This is a genomic window from Aliivibrio wodanis, from assembly GCF_052920805.1.
On record NZ_JBREXA010000002.1, the window covers coordinates 1328504 to 1349951 of the forward strand.

A 21448-nucleotide genomic window follows, 5' to 3' on the forward strand; every position below is an offset into this window, starting at 1 on the left:
TAACGGGTTTTTCTTTTTAAGCGATAAAACAAAAAATAAATATAAAAAATTGAACTAACTCGAATATCGCTAGTCATAATAAATACCCGTTGATAATAAACGACTATAAGATTTAGCAGGCCGCCAGATTTTATATTATCAACTACATAGCTTTTTCATAACTCCTTATATTCCTTTGCCCATTCATTTTTGTTTGGGCTTTTTTTTACCTTAAGAAAGGTGAAAGCCCTATAATATCTCTATTAATAGGGCTTTCTGGGGGTCTTATATCTAACTCAATTAAGCATACTATCGGCTCTTAATTAGATTAATATTGATATAATAGTTATGGCTTAAATAATACTTTGACACTCCCGTCAACATTAGCTTCGTCAATGTAACCAATGCCTTTAGGATTTTGAGCTATCATCGCTTTAATCATATTCGAATTTGAAACTTCTACTGGTGGCTTTCCTTTACCGGTAAATAATTGCTTTGACCAGTAAGATTCTAGTTGAGCCAAACTCTTTTTTGTTACCTTACTGTGAAACTCTTCTTTTTCTGCATTCGCGCTAGTCAGCTCAATTACCTTTAAGTTACCACCGGCATATTTTGATTTTTTGCCTAAGAAAACTTTTTTCGCATCACTTTTTGACATGCCATCAGGCAGTGCTGGGTTTCCAACAACCACTACATCAGCTAAGCTAGAAAATGAAAAAAGAGAAGTAAACGCTAAAATAATAATATTCTTTTTCATGATTCTATCCTTAGAATGTAGCATCTAGTTTAATTGTGTATACCATTGCACTGTCTTCGTCAGTCGTGTTTCCTGACATACCACCAGCAGTGTCACCAAAGTTAGTGGTATAAGTGGTATCAAACTTCATTGCTAAACCAGGTTGAATATCCCAACGAGCACCTAGGCTATAAGCTACGCGCTCATAGGTTAATGTTTCAAATCCAATAGAATGTATAGGGTGAGTCGTAATTCGCTCATCATTGTCCACGGTTTCTAAGCGTGCTAATGATACATACGGCATTACTGCATTAATGTGATAACCCACGGTTACATAACCAGAATCTGAATCAGAGAAGTAGCCATCTACACGAGTTTGAGTAGCTTCACCCATTACTAACCAAGTTTCGTCTTCATAGCGAATACCAATACTTGCATATGATCCTTTTTCTGAATCTATCTCAGGTAAAATGGTTGCAGGGCCACTTGGTAAAACAATCGATGGAAAATTTACATCTTTAACTGTTGCAACAGTATAGCTACCACGAACAGTCCAGTAGTCATCACTCCATAACATCACTGCACCTACGATATCTTCTACCTTACCAGAACCACCAGCAGCACTTGCCCCACTCATGTTCTCATTACCAGTAAAACCTTGCAGATTAATGTAAGAATCATCTAGTTCTATTTCATAGTTTACGTCAACACCTGTAAATGAAGTGATAGGTACGCGACCATACACTTCTTCAGGGCTAGTAGCCCACGGCATTGCATAACCCACATCGATATATTCAGACAACATAAATAGAGGAAGACCAAGTTTACCAATACGTACTTTTACATCGTTATCAAATGTGTAGCCTAAGTATGCCCAAGTAATCTCTGGCTCCCAGTCATACTTCCCTTTTGCCACTAATTGAATGGTTGCTTCAAAATTTTCAGTAGCTTGAAATGTCCCTTGCAAACCAAACAATGAATCTTGATTATAACTACCATCAGTTGTGTAACCTTTGTAGCCTATATCATTATCAGAGATACCAAACGCACCAGAAGCAAAGCCATTTACACGTACTTTTTCAGTCGTTGCGGCAGCAACTAAACTGCTAAGTGAAGCAATTTGTTGCTCAAGCTTTACAATCTTTTCGTCTGTAGTTTCTGCCATTACAAATGGACTGGCTAATGCAGCGGTTATCGCTGTTGTGATTATTGTTTTTTTCATGATTTGTCCTAATTCCTATTTCTTGGCAGACTAAATTTTAAATTGTTTAGTAAAGTTAAATAATTCGTCACTGACCGATTGAACTTCATGGCTAATTTGAGATAGTTCATTGGCATTATTTTTAACTTCGGAAGAACTACTTTCAATCGTGTGAATACTGGTTTCAATTAAATGTGATGATGAGCGCTGCTGCTCCGCCGCAGAAGCTATTCGCTCATTTATCTCATTTATAGCGCTGACCTTTTGCGTTATTCTTGCAAGAGCTTCAACTGCATTGTATGACTCTTTAACCCCTTCATTTGCTTGCTCAACACCACGATGCATTGCTTGTGAAGCAGTTTCTGAAATTTGATTAAGCTCTGCGAGCATTCCTTTAATATCAGCTGTTGACTCTTGCGTTCGAGAAGCCAGTTTTCGCACTTCATCCGCAACAACAGCAAAGCCTCGCCCTTGCTCTCCAGCACGTGCAGCTTCAATTGCCGCATTTAATGCCAATAGATTCGTTTGTTCTGCAATATCGCCAATAATATTAATTGCCCCACCCACTTTTGACGTGTAAGAGACTAATTGATTAACTACATCTGCACTATTTTCAACTTCACTTGCTAGTGAGGTTATTGAAGTAATTGTATTTTCAATAATACTATTACCTTCAATGGCATTATCGTTTGCTTCTGTTGCCTCTTTTGAAGCTTCTAGCGCACTTTCAGTTATTGAACTAATTGCTAAAACCATCTCATTAATACTACGAGATGTTTCTGAAACCTCATTTGCTTGTTTTTCTGAAGACGATACATTGTTATTACTGTTATCTTTAAGGCTCTGGGTAATCGTTACTAATTTATCAACATTTTGAGTAGTATGTTTCATTGAGGTTTGTAAACGCTCAACAAATCGATTGAAACCACTTACAAGCTCAGCAAGTTCATCTCTTCCTGTATATTCGATACGAACTGATAAATCACCATCACCATCAGCAAAACCTTCTAACGACTTACTCACTGCTTTTAAATTTTTACTCATTGAGGAGTTTGTTCGCCATGCGTACCCGCCCATTAACATTAGTCCACTTAGTCCAATAATGTTAAACCAAATAAATCGTTTTTTAGCAACATGTCCTTCCTCTAAAGTAGAGGAGATCATTTGCTCAAACTCATGCTCTAGTTGTCTTTTTAATAATTCAAAACCATCAACTAAACCACGAAATTCCTCATTATTTCTTTGAGCGTTAATTAATAACTCATCCATACTTTTTTCAGAATCAATAAAGTCCATTGCTAATTGATTCGCATGTTGAGCATAGCTCTGTAATGCAGTATTAAGCGAACGTGCATCTGATTGATATAATGTTGTAATATTTAATAATGTATCTAGATTCGAACTCATCGTTGTTGCAATATCAGTCGCAAATTCCAGGTTCTCTTCTTCTGATAGCGTTACTGCTGTCTGTATATGCTGATCAAACTGCATCAGTAAATTATTATTGGTAATAGCCAACTCTAGAGATGGATAAAACTCTGTTTGAATTTGCTTTAAATTGGAGCTCATCACATCTTCTAATTGGCCATGCAAATAAAATGACGTACCGAATAAACCAAAGATAAAAGAAGCAAATAATAAAAATTTTAATGTCAACGTCATTAGCATGCCGTATTGTTAAGTGGATGACAGAATGATATATCGTTATATTTGGAATTACAAGAACTTAACATTACGTTTACAGTTCATTATTTAGCCAATTAAAGAGAGGAGCTCGGATGAGTTAGGTAAGGTATTGTTAAATATTATTTTTTTAAATATAACAACAATTGTGAGGATGTTTAGAAATGAGATATTTATTCAAAATTCAGATAAAAAAATGCCCCGTATTAAACGAGGCATCTATTATTTTAGCTCAAACTATAAAGCTTATGCTTTAGTTTTCTTCGGTAAAGAAACGCTCAATAACACGTAACCAACTACTGCTGCTAGCGTCGAGCCCATTAATATACCCAGACGAGCCAATTTATCAAACTCAGGATTTACCCCACCAAAAGCCAGTGAAGAGATGAAAATCGACATGGTAAAACCAATACCACATAACACAGACACTGCAAATATGTGTCGCATCGTTATTCCTGTTGGTAACTTAGCAACACCAGACTTAACGGCAAAATAGCTGAAGCTGAAGATACCTAATGGCTTACCAAGGAACAAACCAAGTGCCACACCTAATGGTAATGTTGTCGTTAAGCTATCTAATGATACGCCTTCTAATGAAATGCCTGCATTGGCAAAGGCAAACAACGGTAAAATAGCAAATGCAACGTACGGATGAAGCGCATGTTCCATATGTTTAAGTGGTGAACGTTCACCTTTATTGCCTTTAAGTGGAATCGCAAAACCAAGAACAACGCCTGCTAATGTAGCGTGAACACCAGATTGAAGAACGCTGAACCATAAGATAAAGCCAACCAATAAGTACCAACGGATCTTAGAGACGTGCTTCGCATTTAGTAAGAACAAAATCCCTGTCATGATAAAGCCAATCACCAGTGCTAAGATTGACAAATCACTTGTATAGAAGAAGGCAATAATCACGACAACACCAAGGTCATCAATAATTGCTAAAGCAAGTAAGAATACTTTTAAGCTTACAGGGACACGATTACCAAGCAGTGCCATGATACCTAACGCAAAAGCAATATCGGTTGCCGCAGGAATTGCCCAACCAGATAACGCTTCTGGATCACCAATATTAAATGCAACATAAACGAGTGCAGGAGCAAGCATACCACCGACCGCTGCAATCGCTGGAAAAATAGCGGTTTCTTTAGATTTTAAAGCACCTTCAAGTAGCTCTCGCTTCACTTCCAAACCAATTAAGAAGAAAAAGACAGCCATTAAACCATCATTGATCCAATGTGAAACTGACATACCACCAATATAAGTATGTAAAAAGGTATTGTACATTGGTGCTAAAGAAGAGTTTGCAATAATCATAGCAATAGCTGCTGCAATAACCAGAAGGATCCCTCCAGCTGACTCTAATTTAAAAAAATTCTTAATAACATCACTCATAAGATGTCCTTCACTTATAATTATAGTTTATTGAAATAATGAATAGGAAAAGTCTACCTCTTGTTCGAGATCAAGAATAATCGCTTCTTCAGAGAAGTACCATCGGAAATTCCGAACTATTAGTCCTTATAGTCTGATTTATTCGCATCGAACAGAAATCAGTTCTATTTAGTAGACATTATCTAAACTCAAGATCTATTAATATCCCGTCAACTGCATAAAGCCTGTTACTTGATGAGAGCCTGTTGTGGTTATCGGTCCCTGCCAATAAGGAATAAGGGTATCTAACCACTGTTCATTTCTTACTACCTGTGTCGTGAGGTTAATATTGTAACTAGGCAAATTAATTATCCACTGAAGTGGTAATCTTCGGCCATTTTTTAATTTACGAGCAGGCAATGTTTGTAAAGAGAAGTCATCTTCGCTAAGAGGTTTATATTCCCCATTTTTATAAAGTAACACACCATAACGATAAGGTGTCTGATTTTTATGTCTATATTGAGCTACCAGAAGCTTACTATTTTGATCAATATTTATAATGAACCAGTCCCAACCCTGTTGGTGTTCATCTAGAAAACCACTTGCCCATTCATGTTCTAAAATCGCCTGACCTGAAATAGTGTAAATTTGATTATTCAAAGTTACATTTCCACGAACGCTAAGAAACGGAAAAATATATTCATAAGAAGCTACGGGGATTAAATCGTGTTTTCTAGAATAGCCATCCTCACCAAGTGGGATTACTGGAGAATTGGAATTTATAGACAACTTTAGTGAAAATTCATCTGATATTATGGATAATAATCCAGGAAAAGGGCTACTACCTAAGCTTCTCCATTGCCAATCGTCAACCCACATACGATAAGGCTTAGCTGAAACCCCAGCTTGACCAATCCCTCCACGAGCTAAACGCTCCTCAACCCATTTACCATCTTTTGTAGTAACAACGACTTTGGCCACATACAAACGAGGATCTAACCAACCTTTTGTTTCTCTATCGTCATTTGAAATACGAAATATTGTCCATTGAATAGCAATCTCTTCGCCCGCTTGATTCAAAGCATTTACTGTCATCACCCACTTTTCATGCTGAAAGCCAGAGTGCTCACTAAAATCTTTAGGAAAACGTAAGGGTGAATTAGGTAAAACAGGATCAAAGTAAACCCCATCTGATTGGGAGAAAATAGAGTTGATCTCGTTACTTCCTTCGCTATCAACTTTTCTCCAATTAAAATAATAAGCAACGCTAAACATTAAGACACATACTACAATAATGAGGGATACTTTTAGGTTGTAGGCATTTTCATTATTTTCCAGCATTACAAAGACTCCCTCAATGAAGTGATAGCTTGCCGTTTAGTTACTCTCCACACGGTGGCGGCACCTGCAATTGTTAAAACGAATAATGTCCACATGAATGTTCGTAGATATTCTAATGGATAATAGTTAATTTCCATTGTCCATCCAAATGCATATTTCATAACAATATCAATTAGTAACTGAGAGAGAACCAAGCCTAAAGGCAACGCGATCAAAATGGTAAATAACCCAATAGTAAGTAATTGTAAACCACCTAATAAGATCAATTCTTTTCCTGACAAACCTAAACAACGTAATAAAGCAGTTTGTCTCTGACGAGAGATCTCACCAACCAATGTAGCGAAAAATAGCCCAAATACAGCAATAATTAATGTCAAATTGCCTAATGTGCCAGTCACAATAAAGGTACGGTCAAAAACCTTCATTGCTTGAATTTGAATCGAATTATTATCACTTATTTGTTCAATTGGTAATCGATACTGCTTTAAAATCCTATCTATTAACTCTGTGCGTTGATCTTTATCCGTAAGCACAACCCCTATTCCGGTCTTGCCTTGTCCACCAAATGCTTTTAACCACGTTTTATGAGAAAGCAGTAACTGATTATAAGGATTACCGTAGTCATAATAGACACCAGAGATCTGCCAGTTGTCTCCCATAGGTACTGGTAAATCTAAATAATCCCCTGGTTTTAAATCCCATTTCAAAGCCATTGATTCGCTAATTAATACGCTACGGCGATGATGAAGTGAATACCAAAATTCAGGAATAGCCACTTTCATAGTCAGTGCACTCTTCTCCCCAAGAGTAGCTCCTGTGCTTAAAATCTCAAGATTACCATATTCAGTTTGATAATCTATTTGCCACTGTCTCCATACCGATTCTACTTCTGGTTGCTTTTCCAACCAGTAGCTAATACGACTAGCAGAAGCTTTACTTGGTTGAATATAAATATCAGCAGCGAGGCGCTGTTCAAGCCAGTTATTAGTTGTTGCTCTAAAGCTTCCGACCATAGTTTCAACACCAATATTGGAGGCCAACGCCAACATAAAGGCCATTGCTGCAACACCACGATAACTTAGGCTAGCTGCAGAATCAGAGAAAAACCACCGTGCTTTTGCTGAAGGTAGTCGATAAGATAACCAATCAAAGAACTTCCAAATAATATATGGGGTTATTAAACCAACACTAATCATTAAAAAGCCAATAAGGTAAAATCCATTTTCATGGCTATGAGGCAGTAAATTAATTAAATAAGCTGCTACAAAAAATACACATGCAATAATGGCTTGAACTTCAAACTCTTTACCTGCAAAACGAGCGATAGACAAACGTGCAGTTAAGCGAATAGGCTCAATGCTCAATAGACGGTAAAGTGGCCAACCACAAGCCAAAATACAACCTAAGATGGCCATCCATAAACTTTGATAGCTCCAACTCCATGAGATCAAAAGATCTACGTCTGCGTTATAGAGTGAATATAAACTATTAGATACCGTTGGTATTAACTGGTTTGCCAATATTAAACCAAAGAAATTACCACTAACCCAACCGACTATAACCCATAGAAATACTTCCATCCCCATAGCCAAAATAAGCTCTTTTGTAGACACTCCTATCTGCCTTAACGTGCCAACAAGCGGCTGTCGTTGAACAAAAGAGAGAGACATAGCTTGATAAAAGATAAACAAACCCACGACAAAAGAGAGCATACCCATAGCAAGTAAATTAGTATGAAATGCTTTTGTTAATGCTGTTAATCCAGATTCTTTATGCGTTTCTAACTGTAAACCTCGTGGTAACATTCTCTCTAATCGTGCTTTTTTCTTATCTGACATTTCACCGCAAAGAATAATATCTAAGCCAGTTTTGTGTCCTAACATTTTGGTTAAAGCAATATCAGAGAAAATTCGAGAACCTGATAAACGTTGGTTTTTATCGATAATAATAGGGCCAACATTCGATTCATTTTGCAAATCGATGTAATCACCATCGCTAAGACCAAAATACGAAGCTAAGGGCTGGCTAACCAATACAGGGAACGGAGGTCTAATTAAAGAAAGCATGTCTTCTGTACTAGCTAAGTTTTTTACTGATATTTGCATTAAGGCAATAGGGTCAATACCGACTAACGAAATATCAATATCATTTTTTGTTTCTAAATGTAGAGTTTGTACTGGCATACAAGAGGAGTAACCAGCACGACGTAAGTTTATATAAAACGCCTGAGGGATCGTAATGCTTTCTTGAATAGCGCGAATACGATTAGGAAAAGGATTAGAGAATAATTTCTCCCCTTCACTATAGCTGGTTTTTGCATGGTTATTAATCGCTAGAACACCGACAAGCAGTGACACGCCAAGCGTTAAACCAAGCCAGACTAAAAAAATTTGTAGGGGATGTTTTCGGTAGTGCCCAAAAAGTGCTTTAGCTACCGGGAATAACATTTAATAACCCTCCTTGAAGCTTAACTAAACCATCCATATGTTCAGCCACTTTTTCACTGTGTGTCACTAATAAAAGCGTACAGTGAAGATCGCGAGATAAACGCGTCAATAATCGCATTACCGCTTCTGCATTTTTCTCATCTAAACTTCCTGTTGGTTCATCTGCTAACAATAGCTTAGGTTCCATATATAAAGCACGAGCAATAGCAGCACGTTGTTGCTGTCCACCAGAAACTTCTTCAGGATAACGACCGAGTAATGGCATAAGATCCAATGCAGAAATGATTTGACGCCATAACGCACCATCATCTCGCAGCCCTTTTAATTGGCGACAAAAACGAATGTTATCAGCAATGCTTAAGGTCGGTAGAAGATTAAACTGTTGAAAAACAAGGCCTATATTATTACGGCGATAAGAAGTCCGAGAGCTTTGTTTTGGAGAATGCATAGAAAAGCCAGCAATATCTATTTGACCACTGTCGACACTATCTAAACCTGCAATTAAATTTAAAAGGGTACTTTTGCCTGAGCCACTTTCACCCATTAATGCAATTTGAGCGCCCTGCTCTATTGTTAACTCTGCCCCTTGAAGGATAGGATGAAACTCTCCACCATCCAAGTAACCTTTATTCAGGTTTGTCAGCTTTAACATGTACCCTCTCAAAAGATGTTTTGTGATATCGGTAACAGAATTTACACTATAACCCTGCTTTCATAAAGCTTTTTATACCTTAGGTTACGACTCTGTTCCGATAGCAACTAAAACCCATCTTTTGTTATGCATCTACCAGATTTTTAATCCATTTTTTTGATTTCATTCTATAAATTGAACCAAACCATTTTACTATTTCTTCAACAATAAATAGTGCATAAACATACTCAGGAGGGAAGCCTAAAACTAATGCTCCAATAGCTGCGATAGGAATACCAATAAACCACTGTGAGATAATATCCTGATACAAACAGTACTTAACATCCCCACCCGCTCGCAACACTCCTACAATAGCCGTTAAAGGCACACTTCTGATCACAATAATAATGGCAAGAATTGCCATAAATTTCTCAGCAATAGCACGAGTTTCATCAGTTAATGCAGGGAACATATCCAAGATTTGATGCTGAAAAATCATAACAAATAACGCAATGACAAAGCTCGTCACTACACTTAAACCTAAGACTCCCCAACTTTGGTAATAAACCGCTTCGTATTTTTTTGCTCCCAACTGATTTCCCATCAATACTGACGCAGCCCCTGCCGCACCAATAAGAAAACTTAATGCAATAGATTCAATTGGAGAAATAACAGATAACGCAGCTAAACCTTGAACTCCCGATTGACCCATAATGGCATGATAAGTAAATATACCCGCCGACCAGACTAAGAAATTAAACGTCGTAGGCAAAGATAAAGAGAGGAACTTAGATATTTTTGGCCAATTTAATACCGCTTTAATTTCAACTAAGCCAAAACTTAATAAATGAGAACGACCATAGAGGTAACCATACAAGCAGATAATCTCAATAACACCACTGATCAAGGTTGCTAAAGCTGCCCCTTTTATCCCCATAGCAGGCGCACCTAAATGACCAAAAATCAACACCCAGTTCAAGAAGACGTTAGAAACGATCCCTATCCCACTAAAAAATGTACTAACTCCTGGTTGATGAATAGAGCGTAACCCTACCGCCATACTGCTACCACAAGAAACAACGTACATAGTTAATGCCGTTATAAATAGATACTCCGCCCCTAGGTCAATAACTTCTTGAGAATCGGTCGCTAAAGACATAATTTGCTCTGGGATCAAAAAGAACAGAGCAACAGGAATCGTCGCCATAGCCATGCTTACCATCCAAGTAAGCGCCGTACTTTGACGAACTCCTTCCTTATTTTGAGCTCCCCAGTATTGGGCTGTTAATAGCGCACCACCTGTTGTTACACCAACCAACATAATGGTAGTCACAAATGTTGCACGGCTAGCAACACCAACTGCAGCAATATCTGCTTCGCCAAGTTGACCTAGCATAAGCACATCAACCAAACCACGGCTAGAGAACATAATATTTTGCAGAGCAATTGGAATTGCGATCATCAATAATCGCTTTAGAAATTCACCGCGAGTGTGTAGTGCAACATTGGAAAGAAAAGTAGACATAAGCGCCTCAAATAGAATAACAAATCATACAATTCGCAACCCACAATATTCTATTGAGTGTATGCCTATAAATTGTACTATCACCTATGAAAATTTCATATTTATATTCTTCAATTATACCAATCTAAATAATTACATGGATATTAAGAAAAAATCTTAAATTAAAAATATAAAAAAAGCGCAGATAGACCGCGCTTTTAGGCTGTATTGACCTTTCGTACTTATTTTTTCACATTAAATGAAAATGGGATCTCACCTAGCTGTGTTCCCTGATTGTTAGGATAAATCAGGTATTCACCGTGATATTTTACTTTTGACTTATAGTCCGAACGTTTATGCACAATAAATCCATGTTCATAGGCAGATTCAATAAACTCATGATGATTACCACGAACATAACAGGTCAATGGTTTGATTAACTCAGCTGAGCCATCCTCACCGTCAAAGCAAGACTCTAGTTGTGTTGAACAGATAATCAACGAGTGATCACCATCCGAAAATAACGAGGCTTTTGGCAATACTTCGTACTCAGTTGTCACACACCAGTCTTTATCTTCTTCTAAAAACTCACTCCACACGCTAAAATCGCATCTTTTGTGATAGGTTTTGTCGCTTCAGCAGGTGCTAATTCACGATACAATCGTGAATAATGCTCAAAACGTGTCGGTAGCTCAGTACCCGTTCCTTTTGTACGACCTTCTTTCTGCCACGTTACTAAATCTTTTGCAGCACAATGAGCAAAACGTTGTGTTTTAATTGCCGTAGTTACCCAGCGAATTAAAAAGTGATTTGCACTTACAGGGTTCTTAGGTAAGCGTCCACTGTCTTTACTTTCTTGTAAATCACCTAGTGCCGCATTGATTACACATTGAATTTCTTGATAATACTGCGCTGATTTTTTTTCACTCATTTACTATTTTCGCCCAAAAACAAAATAACAACCAAAAGATAAAATAGAACACGCCGTCATTGCACTAACCATAGGCCACGCTGAATCTGACGGCAACATGGCAATACTAGCACCAATTAATGAGCCAGTACCAAACCTCAATGTACCCGCAAGTGATGACGCCGTTCCTGCCATCTTAGGGTAATGACTTAATAACAGAGCCATACTATTACTACCAATAGTAGAAATACAGCCAACAAATAGCACTACAGGGATCACTGTGCCCCATAATCCCCATTCAAACCATTGACCAACGACCATCAATAAGCCTGCAAATAACTGAATAGATAACCCCAACTTAAGCATATTATGAGAGCCCATTCTTTTCACAATACGGCCATTAATTGTGGTCATAATAATTAAGAAAATGATATTTAAGCCAAAAAGATAACCAAAATTAGAAACACTCACACCATAAATATCAATATAAACAAATGAGCCTGCGGTTAAGAAAGCAAACATCCCTGAAAATGAGAATGCTCCGGCAAATATCAAACCAAGCGACACTGGGTTTTTAAATAGAGATAAGTAATTACGAAAAGAAGTTGTTAGCTTAAAAGGTTCTCGATTCTCTTCTTTTAGTGTCTCGGGGATTTTCCAAAAAATGGCTAAAATAATTAGGACAGAAAAAGCAGCCAATAACCAAAAAATTGAACGCCAGCCAAACCAAACCGCTAAGTGACCACCAATCATAGGAGCAGCTAAAGGGGCAATTGTCATCACCAAGGTAATAAATGCCATGGTACGAGCAAAATCTTCTTTATCAAACATATCACGCACAATAGCCTGAATAACCACAGAAGAGGCTGCGCCTGCAACACCCTGTAATACTCGGATATACATTAATGATTCAATGCCATCGACTAAGGCACCAATAACCGCACAAATAGCAAATAAAACCGTACCGATAATAAGAACTGGACGTCGGCCATAACTATCAGCAAGGGGACCATGAATTAACTGTGCAATAGCAAAGCCTGCTGTATATGCCGTTAATGTCATTTGAACAGAGCCGGCAGACACTCCAAGATCTTTCGCAATACTTGGCATTGCAGGTAAGTACATATCAATCGCAAGTGGTGTTAACGCAGCAATAGCTCCAAGAATAACGATTAAAAGTAAACTTAGCGGTGGACTTTCAGAAGATTCAGGAGAGCTCGTTGACATAAAAAACCTAAAGGAATAAAGAGCGATTAATGATCGTTAATTTTATCATGAGCCGTAAACTAAGCCTATTTAATACTAATTATTTTCATTAATTTACAAAAAACGGTATGACATAACATCATACCGTTTTTATACCAATGTAATTAATTAGATGATCTATTTATTACGCAGGAAAATCGCTTAAGAATAAGGAAAAAATTCTTATAAGTAGTTATTCTACAATAAAAATTTTTAACGAAATTATTAAGTGACTTAACCAGTAATAACGATCAGATAATTACTGGAATTGGTATTATTAATAATTTAAGTAATGATTAGCCAAAAACAGCAATCACTTCTTCTTCTGTCAAATAACGATATTCACCAGGTTCAAGTGAGTAATCTAAGCCTAATTGACCAATTTGAGAACGGTGTAAACCTTCAACTTTGTTACCAAGCGCTGCGAACATACGCTTCACTTGGTGGTATTTACCTTCTTGGATCGTTAATAGAAGCTCATTTTCGTCTTCATTAACTATTTCCATTACTGCTGGCATAGTTAAGCCAGTTTCGCTCTTAAGCTGAATGCCTTCGGCCAGTTGCTCAGCGTAATCAGCACCAATTGATTCAGCTAACCATACACGGTAAGTTTTTGGACATTTACGTTTTGGTGACGTGATCTTATGAGACCATTGACCATCATCAGTGATCAGTACTAAACCAGTGGTATCGACATCAAGGCGACCCGCAAAGTGAAGCTTTTCTAAGTTAACTTCATCCAATAACGTTAACGCTGAAGGGTGTGTACTGTCTTCGTGAGAACATACATAACCATCCGGCTTGAATAGCATAATATAACGAGGACCATGGAATTTAAGTTCACGACCATCCCACTCAACCGTTGAATCATCTGTTACTTTTACTGAAGTAACCTTGGTTTTCACACCATCAACGGTAACCGTACCACTTTTAATAATACGAGTTGCCTCTTTACGAGTGGCACCTGTTGTTTCGCACAAAAATTTATCTAAACGCATGAGAACCTCATTTCAATATTCTGGCGCATTATACCCAAACCTTTTAAAGAAGCGAGTACCGACTGTCATTTGACCTAGATCTAATGCGCGCCAGCAGCCATAGAATCGGGTTTAGAGTCTGATTTTACAAAAAACATTAATACAGCAGCAAACGCTAAGAAGCACGTCATCATAAAAAAGACATCGTTATACGCCATGATTGAGGCATCTCGTTGCATTGTCATCATCAATGAGGCTTGAGCTTGATGCAGTGCAGTGGTGGCATCGCTTCCTTTTTGCATAAACATTGCTGTACTTTGTTGTAATTGGTACCAACCATCAGTATTTACCGTCGTTAATGTCTCTTTAATGTGCCCCAAATGCTCACGAGTTTTGTTATCAAGTAAGGTCGCAATAAACGCAATACTAAACGCTCCTCCTAAATTTCTAAGAACATTAGTAATAGTTGAGGCATCAGCGACGTCTTGTTTTTTAATCCCCTCCATCGCCACTAAAGATAACGGCACCATAATAAACGGGCTGCCAATCGCACGTAATAACATAGAGAAAATTAGTTGGTCGCCACCAAACAAATAACTCATATGAGTATTTACAAAACAGCTAATACCAAACATTGAAAAGCCGAAGAACACCAAGTATTTAGCTTTAATGATCTGCGTTAATTTCGGTACTAATGGGAAAATTAACAGCTGAGGAAACCCCATCCACATTAATACTTCACCAATCTCCATCGCGTTATAGCCCTGTATTTGAATCATATACATTGGCAACACATAGATAGAACCAAGCAAAGCCATACCTAAGATCAAATACGCAATGCATGACATTGCAAATTGGCTCTGTTTTAACAGCCGTAAATTAACTAAAGGTTTTTTATGTTGCAACTCATTGATTATAAAATAGGTTAAGCTGATAACTGAAATGATGGATAGCGTAATAATGAAACCTGAGCTAAACCACTCTTCTCGGTTTCCTTCTTCTAGCACCACTTCTAAGCAACCAAGACCAATTGCCATTGTGGTGATACCAAACCAATCGGCTTTCAATAAACTGTCTAGCTTTAACGGCTCATCATCAAGACCATAATTCACCATGCAGATCAGCGCGATTGCAGGCGGAATATTAATATAGAAAATGTAGTGCCAAGAAAAGTTCTCGGTTAACCATCCGCCTAATGTCGGGCCAATGGATGGTGCAAAGGTTGCAGTTACACCAAACAACGCCATCCCCACAGCACGCTTATGCAAGGGTAATAATTGCACCACAAGCGAGAAAGCGAGTGGAATTAACGCTCCACCACTAAAGCCTTGAATAGCACGAAAGACGATCATTGATCCCATATTCCAAGAAATTGAACACAGTACCGATGCTACCGCAAAAATGATGGTCGTCCATGTAAGATAGCGACGCTTACCAATTGCTACCGATAACCAACCACTCAATGGAATAGCTATCATCTCAGCAACTAGATAAGAGGTCGATATCCAAGAACTCTCATCCATGGTTGCCGAAAGCGCACCTTGGATGTCTTTTAATGATGAGTTGGTGATCTGAATATCAAGGATCGCCATAAAGGCACCTAATAAACCACCAAATAATGCAATCCAATTACGTCTTGGAATTTCAGGCTCTAAAGATTTATCCATGCCTTCTTTTGGATGAGAGAGTGCTGCTTCTTGAGTCATGACTAACCTCGAGTATCAACCGTCGCCACAACAGACAGCCCAGGGATCAATTTTCCATCTAATAATTCAGCATTAATAATATTAATTTTAACAGGTACACGTTGCACAATTTTAGTGAAATTACCGGTTGCATTCTCAGGTGGTAGCAACGCAAACTTTGCACCTGTTGCCGGAGAAAAACTATCAACAATGCCTTTTAGGTGTAAATCTGGGTACGCATCAAGGTCAACAAATACTTTTTGCCCTTTATGAATATCCCCTAATTGTGTTTCTTTAAAATTCGCTTCAATCCACACTTCTTTTGTTGGCACCAAACTTAATAGCGGCATACCCGCTTGAACCAATAGCCCTTGACGCAAACTACGCTTACCAACAACGCCATCAATCGGCGCATAAATATGAGTGTAAGACAGATTAATTTCTGTTTGTTCTAATGCTACCTTTGCTTGAGAAAGAGACGCTTTAGCCTGTTCAATCTCGCTATCTAGCACATTCACTTGCTCTTTCGATGCTTGGTAATTCGCCTTTGCTGCATCAACATTCGCCAGCGACACTTTAAGGTGGGATACATTATTATCTAACTCATCTTGTGATGAATAATTCTTTTTAATTAATGCTTTGGTGCGTTTTACTTGCTGCTGTGCACGCTCATATTCCGCATTTGCTGATTCAACTTCACTGTTTGCTTGTCGAATTCTGATCGTCTGTAATTTTCGCTCTGCCGCTAAATTTTTAATCGATGCTTCACTGACCAAGACATTAGCCTCTGCTTTCTCTTTTTCTGCTAGAAAATCACGGTCATCTATCGTCGCTAGCAAGTCACCTGCTTTCACCATTTGGTTATCTTCAACCAAGGTTTTTTCAATATAACCACCCACTTTTGGGCTGATAATAGTAATGTCACCTTGAAGATAAGCATTATCGGTTGATTGAAAATATTGTGCATAGCTATACCAATATCCCGCGCCTGCAAGTCCACATAAGATAAAAATCATCGTTGCTATCAAAGGCGCTTTATTTTTTTTCTGTTGTTCTGCCACTGGTCTACCCACCTGAAAATGAAACCACTCTCATTTGCAATAAACAAGAATGTAATAAATAAGAGAGCAGAAGTATAAAACGAAAATGATTAATTGATTAGATAGGAAAAAAAGGAAACACTGTTGCATAAATATAACCAATTAACTGAGAAAAAGTAATGATGGACTTAAATAGCATTACCATAATAAACCAAGTTATTGATTCTGGTAGTTTTACTCAAGCTGCTGTTAATTTAGGTATGACGAAATCAACAGTAAGTCGAAAACTGGCTGAACTTGAAGATCATCTTGGTGTGAAGCTGATCACTCGATCAACACGAAAATTAGGCTTAACCCAAGAAGGTGAGATTTTTTATCAAGCCAGCGTCAAAGTGCTCGATATTATGCAGCAAACTGAATTAGAGCTGACCGCAAATCAAAACTTGATCCGAGGTCATCTTAATTTAGCCATGCCTGTAGAAATTGGCCATAGTGTCATGTCTGATTACATCAACAGCTTTCTTATTCGCTACCCAGAAATCTCTATCAATGTTGAAATGACCAATCGAGAAGTCGATATCATCGGTGACAATATCGATCTCTATGTGCAAATTGGTGAAATTAATGACTCTTCATTAGTCGCTAGAACCATTGATTTTTCTGAGCGTATCATTGTTGCAAGCCCTGAGTATCTGAAAAACTATGGAGATATTCAGACCCCAGAAGATCTCCAAGCGCCTCATCATCAAATCAAAGTAGTTAATGCCGTAAAAGTACCTGATCTTTATTTTAATCAGGTAGATAAAGCCATAAAAGTCAACTTACCTTACCGTTTAAAAGTCAATACTATTACCGCCTCTAAATCGGCTTGCTTAAGTGGACTAGGCGTTGCTTTATTACCTGAATTTTTATGTCGAGAACACATTAAAAACGGAGAGTTAATTCAAATTCTACCTGATTGGGATTTACCTAAAGCCGCCATTAGCTTGGTTTTTCCACAAAATAAGCTGATACCAAAACGATTACGTGTTTTTATTGACCACGTGCTTGAGCGATTTGAATTAACGGCAGCGGAAAGAAATAAGACCAAATAATTTCACTAAAATTACATCAATTTTTCTGAATCTATTAATTTCACTTGCCAGTAAGGCCATTCATCGAATACGATGCGATGGTCTATTAACATCAGCACTGGGTTTTTCGTGGTACAACTGTTTCGATTATTGATAATTTGTCTTTGCTTTGGGGTAAGTTCGCTTGCTCAGGCATCTGCATATCATCAAAACGACAACAGCCACTTTGTAGAGCTGACGATTGAGCAGCACTCTACGGTTCCAGTAACGATTTCCGTTGATAACTCTCATATCCAATCTATTGATTTTGTCACTTGTAACATCAATAGCAACCAAACTGACTCGACTACATTACATTCTAACAACGTCTCTCAAAGCCACGATGTAAACTTAGGTATTGGTTACTCTTCTCGCATGGCAAACTTGGCGCGTCATGAACCAGAAGAAGTCTTCCCTGTTTATGAACTCGCGTTAGAGATCCCTGCAATACCATCAGAACAATTGACGATTGGTTATCAAGAAAAACCAAAACCTACCGTAAATTGGGCACTGAATAGCTATTCTTCAAGCTCTCGCGTATCTGCTTGGAAGGAAAGTAACCTTCTCTACAGCCAGCGGTTATACCCACACTCTTAATTTCACACTCAAAATCCATTGATTTATCACTTAGTTATTATTCGTTTATTACGAACTGACTAGATTTGTGACTTTTTCGCATACGCAACTTCGTATGTGAGGTGAAATTATTATGCAAAGAAAACAACCAATACAACGACTGAACCATTATTCAAAATGGAAATACGTTGTTCTTATTACGACTCTTGTGATTCTATTATTAAGCGCTATCCCTACTTGGTATGGTGAAGATGCCGCCGTTCAAATTACCAATAAAGACGGACAAATCCCTTCTATTGTTCAATTACAAAATACGTTAACCGACCAAGGCATTATCGTTAAACGCATTGAACAAAAAGGCGATAAAACCATCGTTATTTTGCAAGATGAAGCTCAACAAGCCGCAGCAAAAAATGTATTAGCTTCTGTTATTGATGACAGTAAAAAAGGCACAACATTAGCGTTATCTTTAGCGCCAGCAGCCCCTGCTTGGTTGCAAAATATGGGCTTTGAGCCGATTAAACTGGGCCTAGATTTACGTGGTGGTGTTCAATTCTTATTAGATGTTGATGTAAACCAAGTTTTCCAAGCACAACGTAATGAGCTTTCAGATTCTTTAAAACAAGAGTTACGTGAAGAACGCATTCGCTCAGTTCGCTTCCAAAAAGAAGGCAGTGACAGCTTAGTGGTTCGCCTTCCATCAGAAGAAGCAAGCCATGCTGCTCGCCAATTTATTCATAAAAACTACCCTACTTGGCAGGTATCAAACGGTGACGGTTTTGATCTTAAGCTAACACTAAAAGAAGATGAAAAAATTGCCGTTCGTAACCTTACCGTTCAACAAAACTTACAAACCATGCGTAGTCGTATTGAAGAGTTAGGTATCACTGAAGCCTTAGTTCAACGTCAAGGTGAAAACCGAATTCGTATCGAGCTTCCTGGTGTTCAAGATCCAGCTGCTGCAAAAAATGTTATCGGTGCTACCGCGAGTCTTGCGTTCTACGCAGTAAAAGAGCAAGGCACTGGCAGCACAATGGAGGTGCCTGATGAGAATGGCCGTCCTGTACGTGTGGGTAGAAAACCCGTACTAAGTGGTGATCACATTGTTGATGCTCGCGCAAGCTTAGGCGAAATGGGCATGGCAGAAGTAAACATTGTTCTTGATAGTTCAGGCGGCAAAATCATGTCTGAGTTCTCTCGTCACAATGTAGGTAAACCAATGGCTACGTCGTACAACGAATACGGTCGTAACAGCAAAGGCGAAACCACTCAAAGCAACAAAATCATCAGTGTTGCGACAATTCAAAGCCAACTAGGTAGCCGCTTTAGAATCACAGGTTCTGGTTCACTTCAAGAATCTCAAGAACTTGCATTACTACTACGAGCAGGCTCACTCACTGCGCCTGTAACTATCGTTGAAGAGCGTACTATTGGTCCAACGCTTGGAGCTGAGAACATCCAAAATGGTTTTGCGGCTTTAGGTCTTGGTCTTGGTCTAACTCTGCTGTTTATGGCGGTATGGTATCGTCGTTTAGGTTGGGTTGCTAACCTTGCACTTGTTAGCAACATGGTGATGCTATTTGGTTTACTTGCGCTTATTCCGGGTGCGGTTCTTACCCTTCCGGGTATTGCAGGTTTAGTATTAACGGTCGGTATGGCGGTTGATACCAACGTTCTAATATTTGAACGGATTAAAGATAAACAAAAAGAAGGTCGAACATTAGCGCAAGCAATTGATAGAGGCTTTAGTAGTGCATTTGGTACGATTTTCGATGCCAACTTCACCACAATGATTACCGCGGTGGTTCTTTACACTATCGGTAATGGCCCTATTCAAGGCTTCGCATTAACACTGGGCTTAGGTCTATTAACCAGTATGTTCACAGGCATCTTCGCTTCACGTGCCATTATCAATTTAGTTTGGGGTCGTGATTCTCGTCATGATGTTAGGATTTAAGTTATGTTTATAAATATGAAAAATGCAACAAAATGGCGTCACATGACGAGTGTGGTTTCTATCGGTTTAATGATTTTTGCATTATCGATGATAGCAATGAAAGGCCTTAACTGGGGTTTAGATTTCACTGGCGGTATCGTGAGTGAAGTTCAAATTGATAGCAAAATAACAAGCAGTGAAATTGCTCCGTTATTAGATGCAAGCTTTAAACAAGATGTGGCAGTGATTGCCTCTGGTGAGCCGGGTCGTTGGGTGTTGCGTTATGCGATCCCACCAAAAGGCGTTGAGCTTCCTGCATTAACTGAGGTTCTTGCTCCGCTGCATTCAGATGTTCAAGTATTGAACACTAGTATCGTTGGTCCACAAGTAGGCCAAGAGCTAACTGAACAAGGTGGCATGGCGTTATTAGTGTCGGTTCTGGTTATCTTAGCGTACTTGAGCTACCGCTTTGAATGGCGTTTGGCTTCTGGCTCTTTGTTTGCCCTAACCCACGATATCGTGTTTGTGCTTGGTTTCTTTGCTGCAACCCAAATGGAATTTAATTTAACTACCCTAGCCGCTATCTTGGCGATTTTAGGGTACTCGTTAAATGACTCGATTATCATTGCAGATAGAATTCGTGAGCTGTTAATTGCCAAACCTGAGTTATCTATCCAAGAGATTAATAACGAAGCGGTTGCAGCAACCTTCTCTCGTACGATGGTGACATCAGGAACTACCCTAATCACTGTTGGTTCATTATGGTTATTAGGTGGTGGTCCATTAGAAGGCTTTGCGATTGCAATGTTCATCGGTATCGTGACTGGTACTTGGTCTTCTATCTCAGTAGGTACAAGTTTGCCTGAGTACTTTGGTTTGAATTCGGATCACTATAAGCCGAAGTCAATTTCTGAAGAGCCGTAAGGGTTAGGTTTAGATAGATAGTAAAAAGCCGCAGGGAATGCGGCTGATGTTGGGGGGGATCTGGTTTAGGCTGGGTCCCTTTTTGTGGGTGGAATGTAATTACTGGACAATAATGAGTTAGTAACTGTACTAAATGAACAAAAA

16 protein-coding genes and 1 pseudogene are annotated in these 21448 nt (G+C 38.6%); 4 read left to right on the top strand and 13 right to left on the bottom strand.

Features of this window, described 5'->3' with window-relative positions; all coding sequences use genetic code 11:
• Nucleotides 1-325: 325 nt before the first annotated feature.
• The 13 genes and pseudogenes from ACU5DF_RS14005 to ACU5DF_RS14065 all read right to left on the bottom strand — a co-directional run bounded on the left by ACU5DF_RS14005 (nt 326) and on the right by ACU5DF_RS14065 (nt 16732).
• Nucleotides 326-736, bottom strand: coding sequence for a phosphate ABC transporter substrate-binding protein (locus tag ACU5DF_RS14005; protein ID WP_446713307.1), 411 nt, complete (start codon nt 734-736; stop codon nt 326-328).
• A gap of 10 nt (nt 737-746) precedes the next feature.
• The gene (locus ACU5DF_RS14010) at nt 747-1937 is read right to left on the bottom strand and encodes a hypothetical protein (RefSeq protein WP_446713308.1); all 1191 of its coding nucleotides are present in this window, start codon (nt 1935-1937) and stop codon (nt 747-749) included.
• 30 nt (nt 1938-1967) lie between these two features.
• Nucleotides 1968-3578 (bottom strand): methyl-accepting chemotaxis protein, encoded by a 1611-nt coding sequence (locus tag ACU5DF_RS14015; RefSeq protein ID WP_446713309.1) that lies wholly within the window; start codon nt 3576-3578, stop codon nt 1968-1970.
• 267 nt (nt 3579-3845) lie between these two features.
• Nucleotides 3846-4997: a Na+/H+ antiporter NhaA gene (gene nhaA, locus ACU5DF_RS14020; protein ID WP_045101633.1), complete on the bottom strand. Its 1152-nt coding sequence runs from the start codon at nt 4995-4997 to the stop codon at nt 3846-3848.
• Between the two features lie 198 nt (nt 4998-5195).
• Nucleotides 5196-6317 (bottom strand): lipocalin-like domain-containing protein, encoded by a 1122-nt coding sequence (locus ACU5DF_RS14025; RefSeq protein ID WP_446713310.1) that lies wholly within the window; start codon nt 6315-6317, stop codon nt 5196-5198.
• Complete coding sequence (locus ACU5DF_RS14030; protein ID WP_446713311.1) at nt 6317-8764, bottom strand: ABC transporter permease; 2448 nt, start codon at nt 8762-8764, stop codon at nt 6317-6319. Before ACU5DF_RS14030 ends, ACU5DF_RS14025 begins: the two co-directional genes overlap by 1 nt.
• On the bottom strand, nt 8745-9416 hold the full coding sequence (locus tag ACU5DF_RS14035) for an ABC transporter ATP-binding protein (protein WP_045101630.1): 672 nt from the start codon (nt 9414-9416) through the stop codon (nt 8745-8747). Before ACU5DF_RS14035 ends, ACU5DF_RS14030 begins: the two co-directional genes overlap by 20 nt.
• Nucleotides 9417-9540: 124 nt before the next feature.
• On the bottom strand, nt 9541-10920 hold the full coding sequence (locus tag ACU5DF_RS14040; protein ID WP_446713312.1) for an MATE family efflux transporter: 1380 nt from the start codon (nt 10918-10920) through the stop codon (nt 9541-9543).
• A 221-nt stretch (nt 10921-11141) separates the two neighbouring features.
• Nucleotides 11142-11830: pseudogene (locus tag ACU5DF_RS14045) on the bottom strand (DUF2913 family protein).
• 3 nt (nt 11831-11833) lie between these two features.
• Nucleotides 11834-13036 (bottom strand): Bcr/CflA family multidrug efflux MFS transporter, encoded by a 1203-nt coding sequence (locus ACU5DF_RS14050; protein ID WP_446713313.1) that lies wholly within the window; start codon nt 13034-13036, stop codon nt 11834-11836.
• A 314-nt stretch (nt 13037-13350) separates the two neighbouring features.
• Nucleotides 13351-14052 carry a 16S rRNA pseudouridine(516) synthase RsuA gene (gene rsuA, locus ACU5DF_RS14055; RefSeq protein ID WP_446713314.1) on the bottom strand — a complete coding sequence of 234 codons (702 nt, stop codon included), beginning with the start codon at nt 14050-14052 and terminating at the stop codon, nt 13351-13353.
• 80 nt (nt 14053-14132) lie between these two features.
• A complete protein-coding gene (locus tag ACU5DF_RS14060) occupies nt 14133-15698 on the bottom strand; it encodes a DHA2 family efflux MFS transporter permease subunit (protein ID WP_446714247.1) in 1566 nt (521 codons plus the stop codon).
• Between the two features lie 41 nt (nt 15699-15739).
• Nucleotides 15740-16732, bottom strand: a complete 993-nt coding sequence (locus ACU5DF_RS14065) for an HlyD family secretion protein (protein WP_446714248.1) — start codon at nt 16730-16732, stop codon at nt 15740-15742.
• A 203-nt stretch (nt 16733-16935) separates the two neighbouring features.
• Here ACU5DF_RS14065 and ACU5DF_RS14070 point away from each other — a divergent pair, with 203 nt between their 5' ends.
• The 4 genes from ACU5DF_RS14070 (at nt 16936) to secF (ending at nt 21304) form a co-directional block, all read left to right on the top strand.
• Nucleotides 16936-17850, top strand: coding sequence for a LysR family transcriptional regulator (locus ACU5DF_RS14070; protein ID WP_446713315.1), 915 nt, complete (start codon nt 16936-16938; stop codon nt 17848-17850).
• Nucleotides 17851-17958: 108 nt separating this feature from the next.
• Nucleotides 17959-18465 (top strand): hypothetical protein, encoded by a 507-nt coding sequence (locus ACU5DF_RS14075; protein ID WP_446713316.1) that lies wholly within the window; start codon nt 17959-17961, stop codon nt 18463-18465.
• 112 nt (nt 18466-18577) lie between these two features.
• Entirely contained in the window at nt 18578-20401 is a 1824-nt protein-coding gene (gene secD / locus ACU5DF_RS14080; RefSeq protein WP_446713317.1) for a protein translocase subunit SecD, read from the top strand.
• 3 nt (nt 20402-20404) lie between these two features.
• Nucleotides 20405-21304: a protein translocase subunit SecF gene (gene secF, locus ACU5DF_RS14085; protein WP_446713318.1), complete on the top strand. Its 900-nt coding sequence runs from the start codon at nt 20405-20407 to the stop codon at nt 21302-21304.
• The last annotated feature ends 144 nt before the right edge of the window (nt 21305-21448 follow it).

What these genes read in the sequence shown, in the direction of transcription:
- ACU5DF_RS14005 (WP_446713307.1), bottom strand. Translation starts at nt 736, where the DNA reads ATGAAAAAGAATATTATTATTTTAGCGTTTACTTCTCTTTTTTCATTT.
- ACU5DF_RS14010 (WP_446713308.1), bottom strand. Translation starts at nt 1,937, where the DNA reads ATGAAAAAAACAATAATCACAACAGCGATAACCGCTGCATTAGCCAGT.
- ACU5DF_RS14015 (WP_446713309.1), bottom strand. Translation starts at nt 3,578, where the DNA reads ATGACGTTGACATTAAAATTTTTATTATTTGCTTCTTTTATCTTTGGT.
- nhaA (WP_045101633.1), bottom strand. Translation starts at nt 4,997, where the DNA reads ATGAGTGATGTTATTAAGAATTTTTTTAAATTAGAGTCAGCTGGAGGG.
- ACU5DF_RS14025 (WP_446713310.1), bottom strand. Translation starts at nt 6,317, where the DNA reads ATGCTGGAAAATAATGAAAATGCCTACAACCTAAAAGTATCCCTCATT.
- ACU5DF_RS14030 (WP_446713311.1), bottom strand. Translation starts at nt 8,764, where the DNA reads ATGTTATTCCCGGTAGCTAAAGCACTTTTTGGGCACTACCGAAAACAT.
- ACU5DF_RS14035 (WP_045101630.1), bottom strand. Translation starts at nt 9,416, where the DNA reads ATGTTAAAGCTGACAAACCTGAATAAAGGTTACTTGGATGGTGGAGAG.
- ACU5DF_RS14040 (WP_446713312.1), bottom strand. Translation starts at nt 10,920, where the DNA reads ATGTCTACTTTTCTTTCCAATGTTGCACTACACACTCGCGGTGAATTT.
- ACU5DF_RS14050 (WP_446713313.1), bottom strand. Translation starts at nt 13,036, where the DNA reads ATGTCAACGAGCTCTCCTGAATCTTCTGAAAGTCCACCGCTAAGTTTA.
- rsuA (WP_446713314.1), bottom strand. Translation starts at nt 14,052, where the DNA reads ATGCGTTTAGATAAATTTTTGTGCGAAACAACAGGTGCCACTCGTAAA.
- ACU5DF_RS14060 (WP_446714247.1), bottom strand. Translation starts at nt 15,698, where the DNA reads ATGGATAAATCTTTAGAGCCTGAAATTCCAAGACGTAATTGGATTGCA.
- ACU5DF_RS14065 (WP_446714248.1), bottom strand. Translation starts at nt 16,732, where the DNA reads ATGATTTTTATCTTATGTGGACTTGCAGGCGCGGGATATTGGTATAGC.
- ACU5DF_RS14070 (WP_446713315.1), top strand. Translation starts at nt 16,936, where the DNA reads ATGATGGACTTAAATAGCATTACCATAATAAACCAAGTTATTGATTCT.
- secD (WP_446713317.1), top strand. Translation starts at nt 18,578, where the DNA reads ATGCAAAGAAAACAACCAATACAACGACTGAACCATTATTCAAAATGG.
- secF (WP_446713318.1), top strand. Translation starts at nt 20,405, where the DNA reads ATGTTTATAAATATGAAAAATGCAACAAAATGGCGTCACATGACGAGT.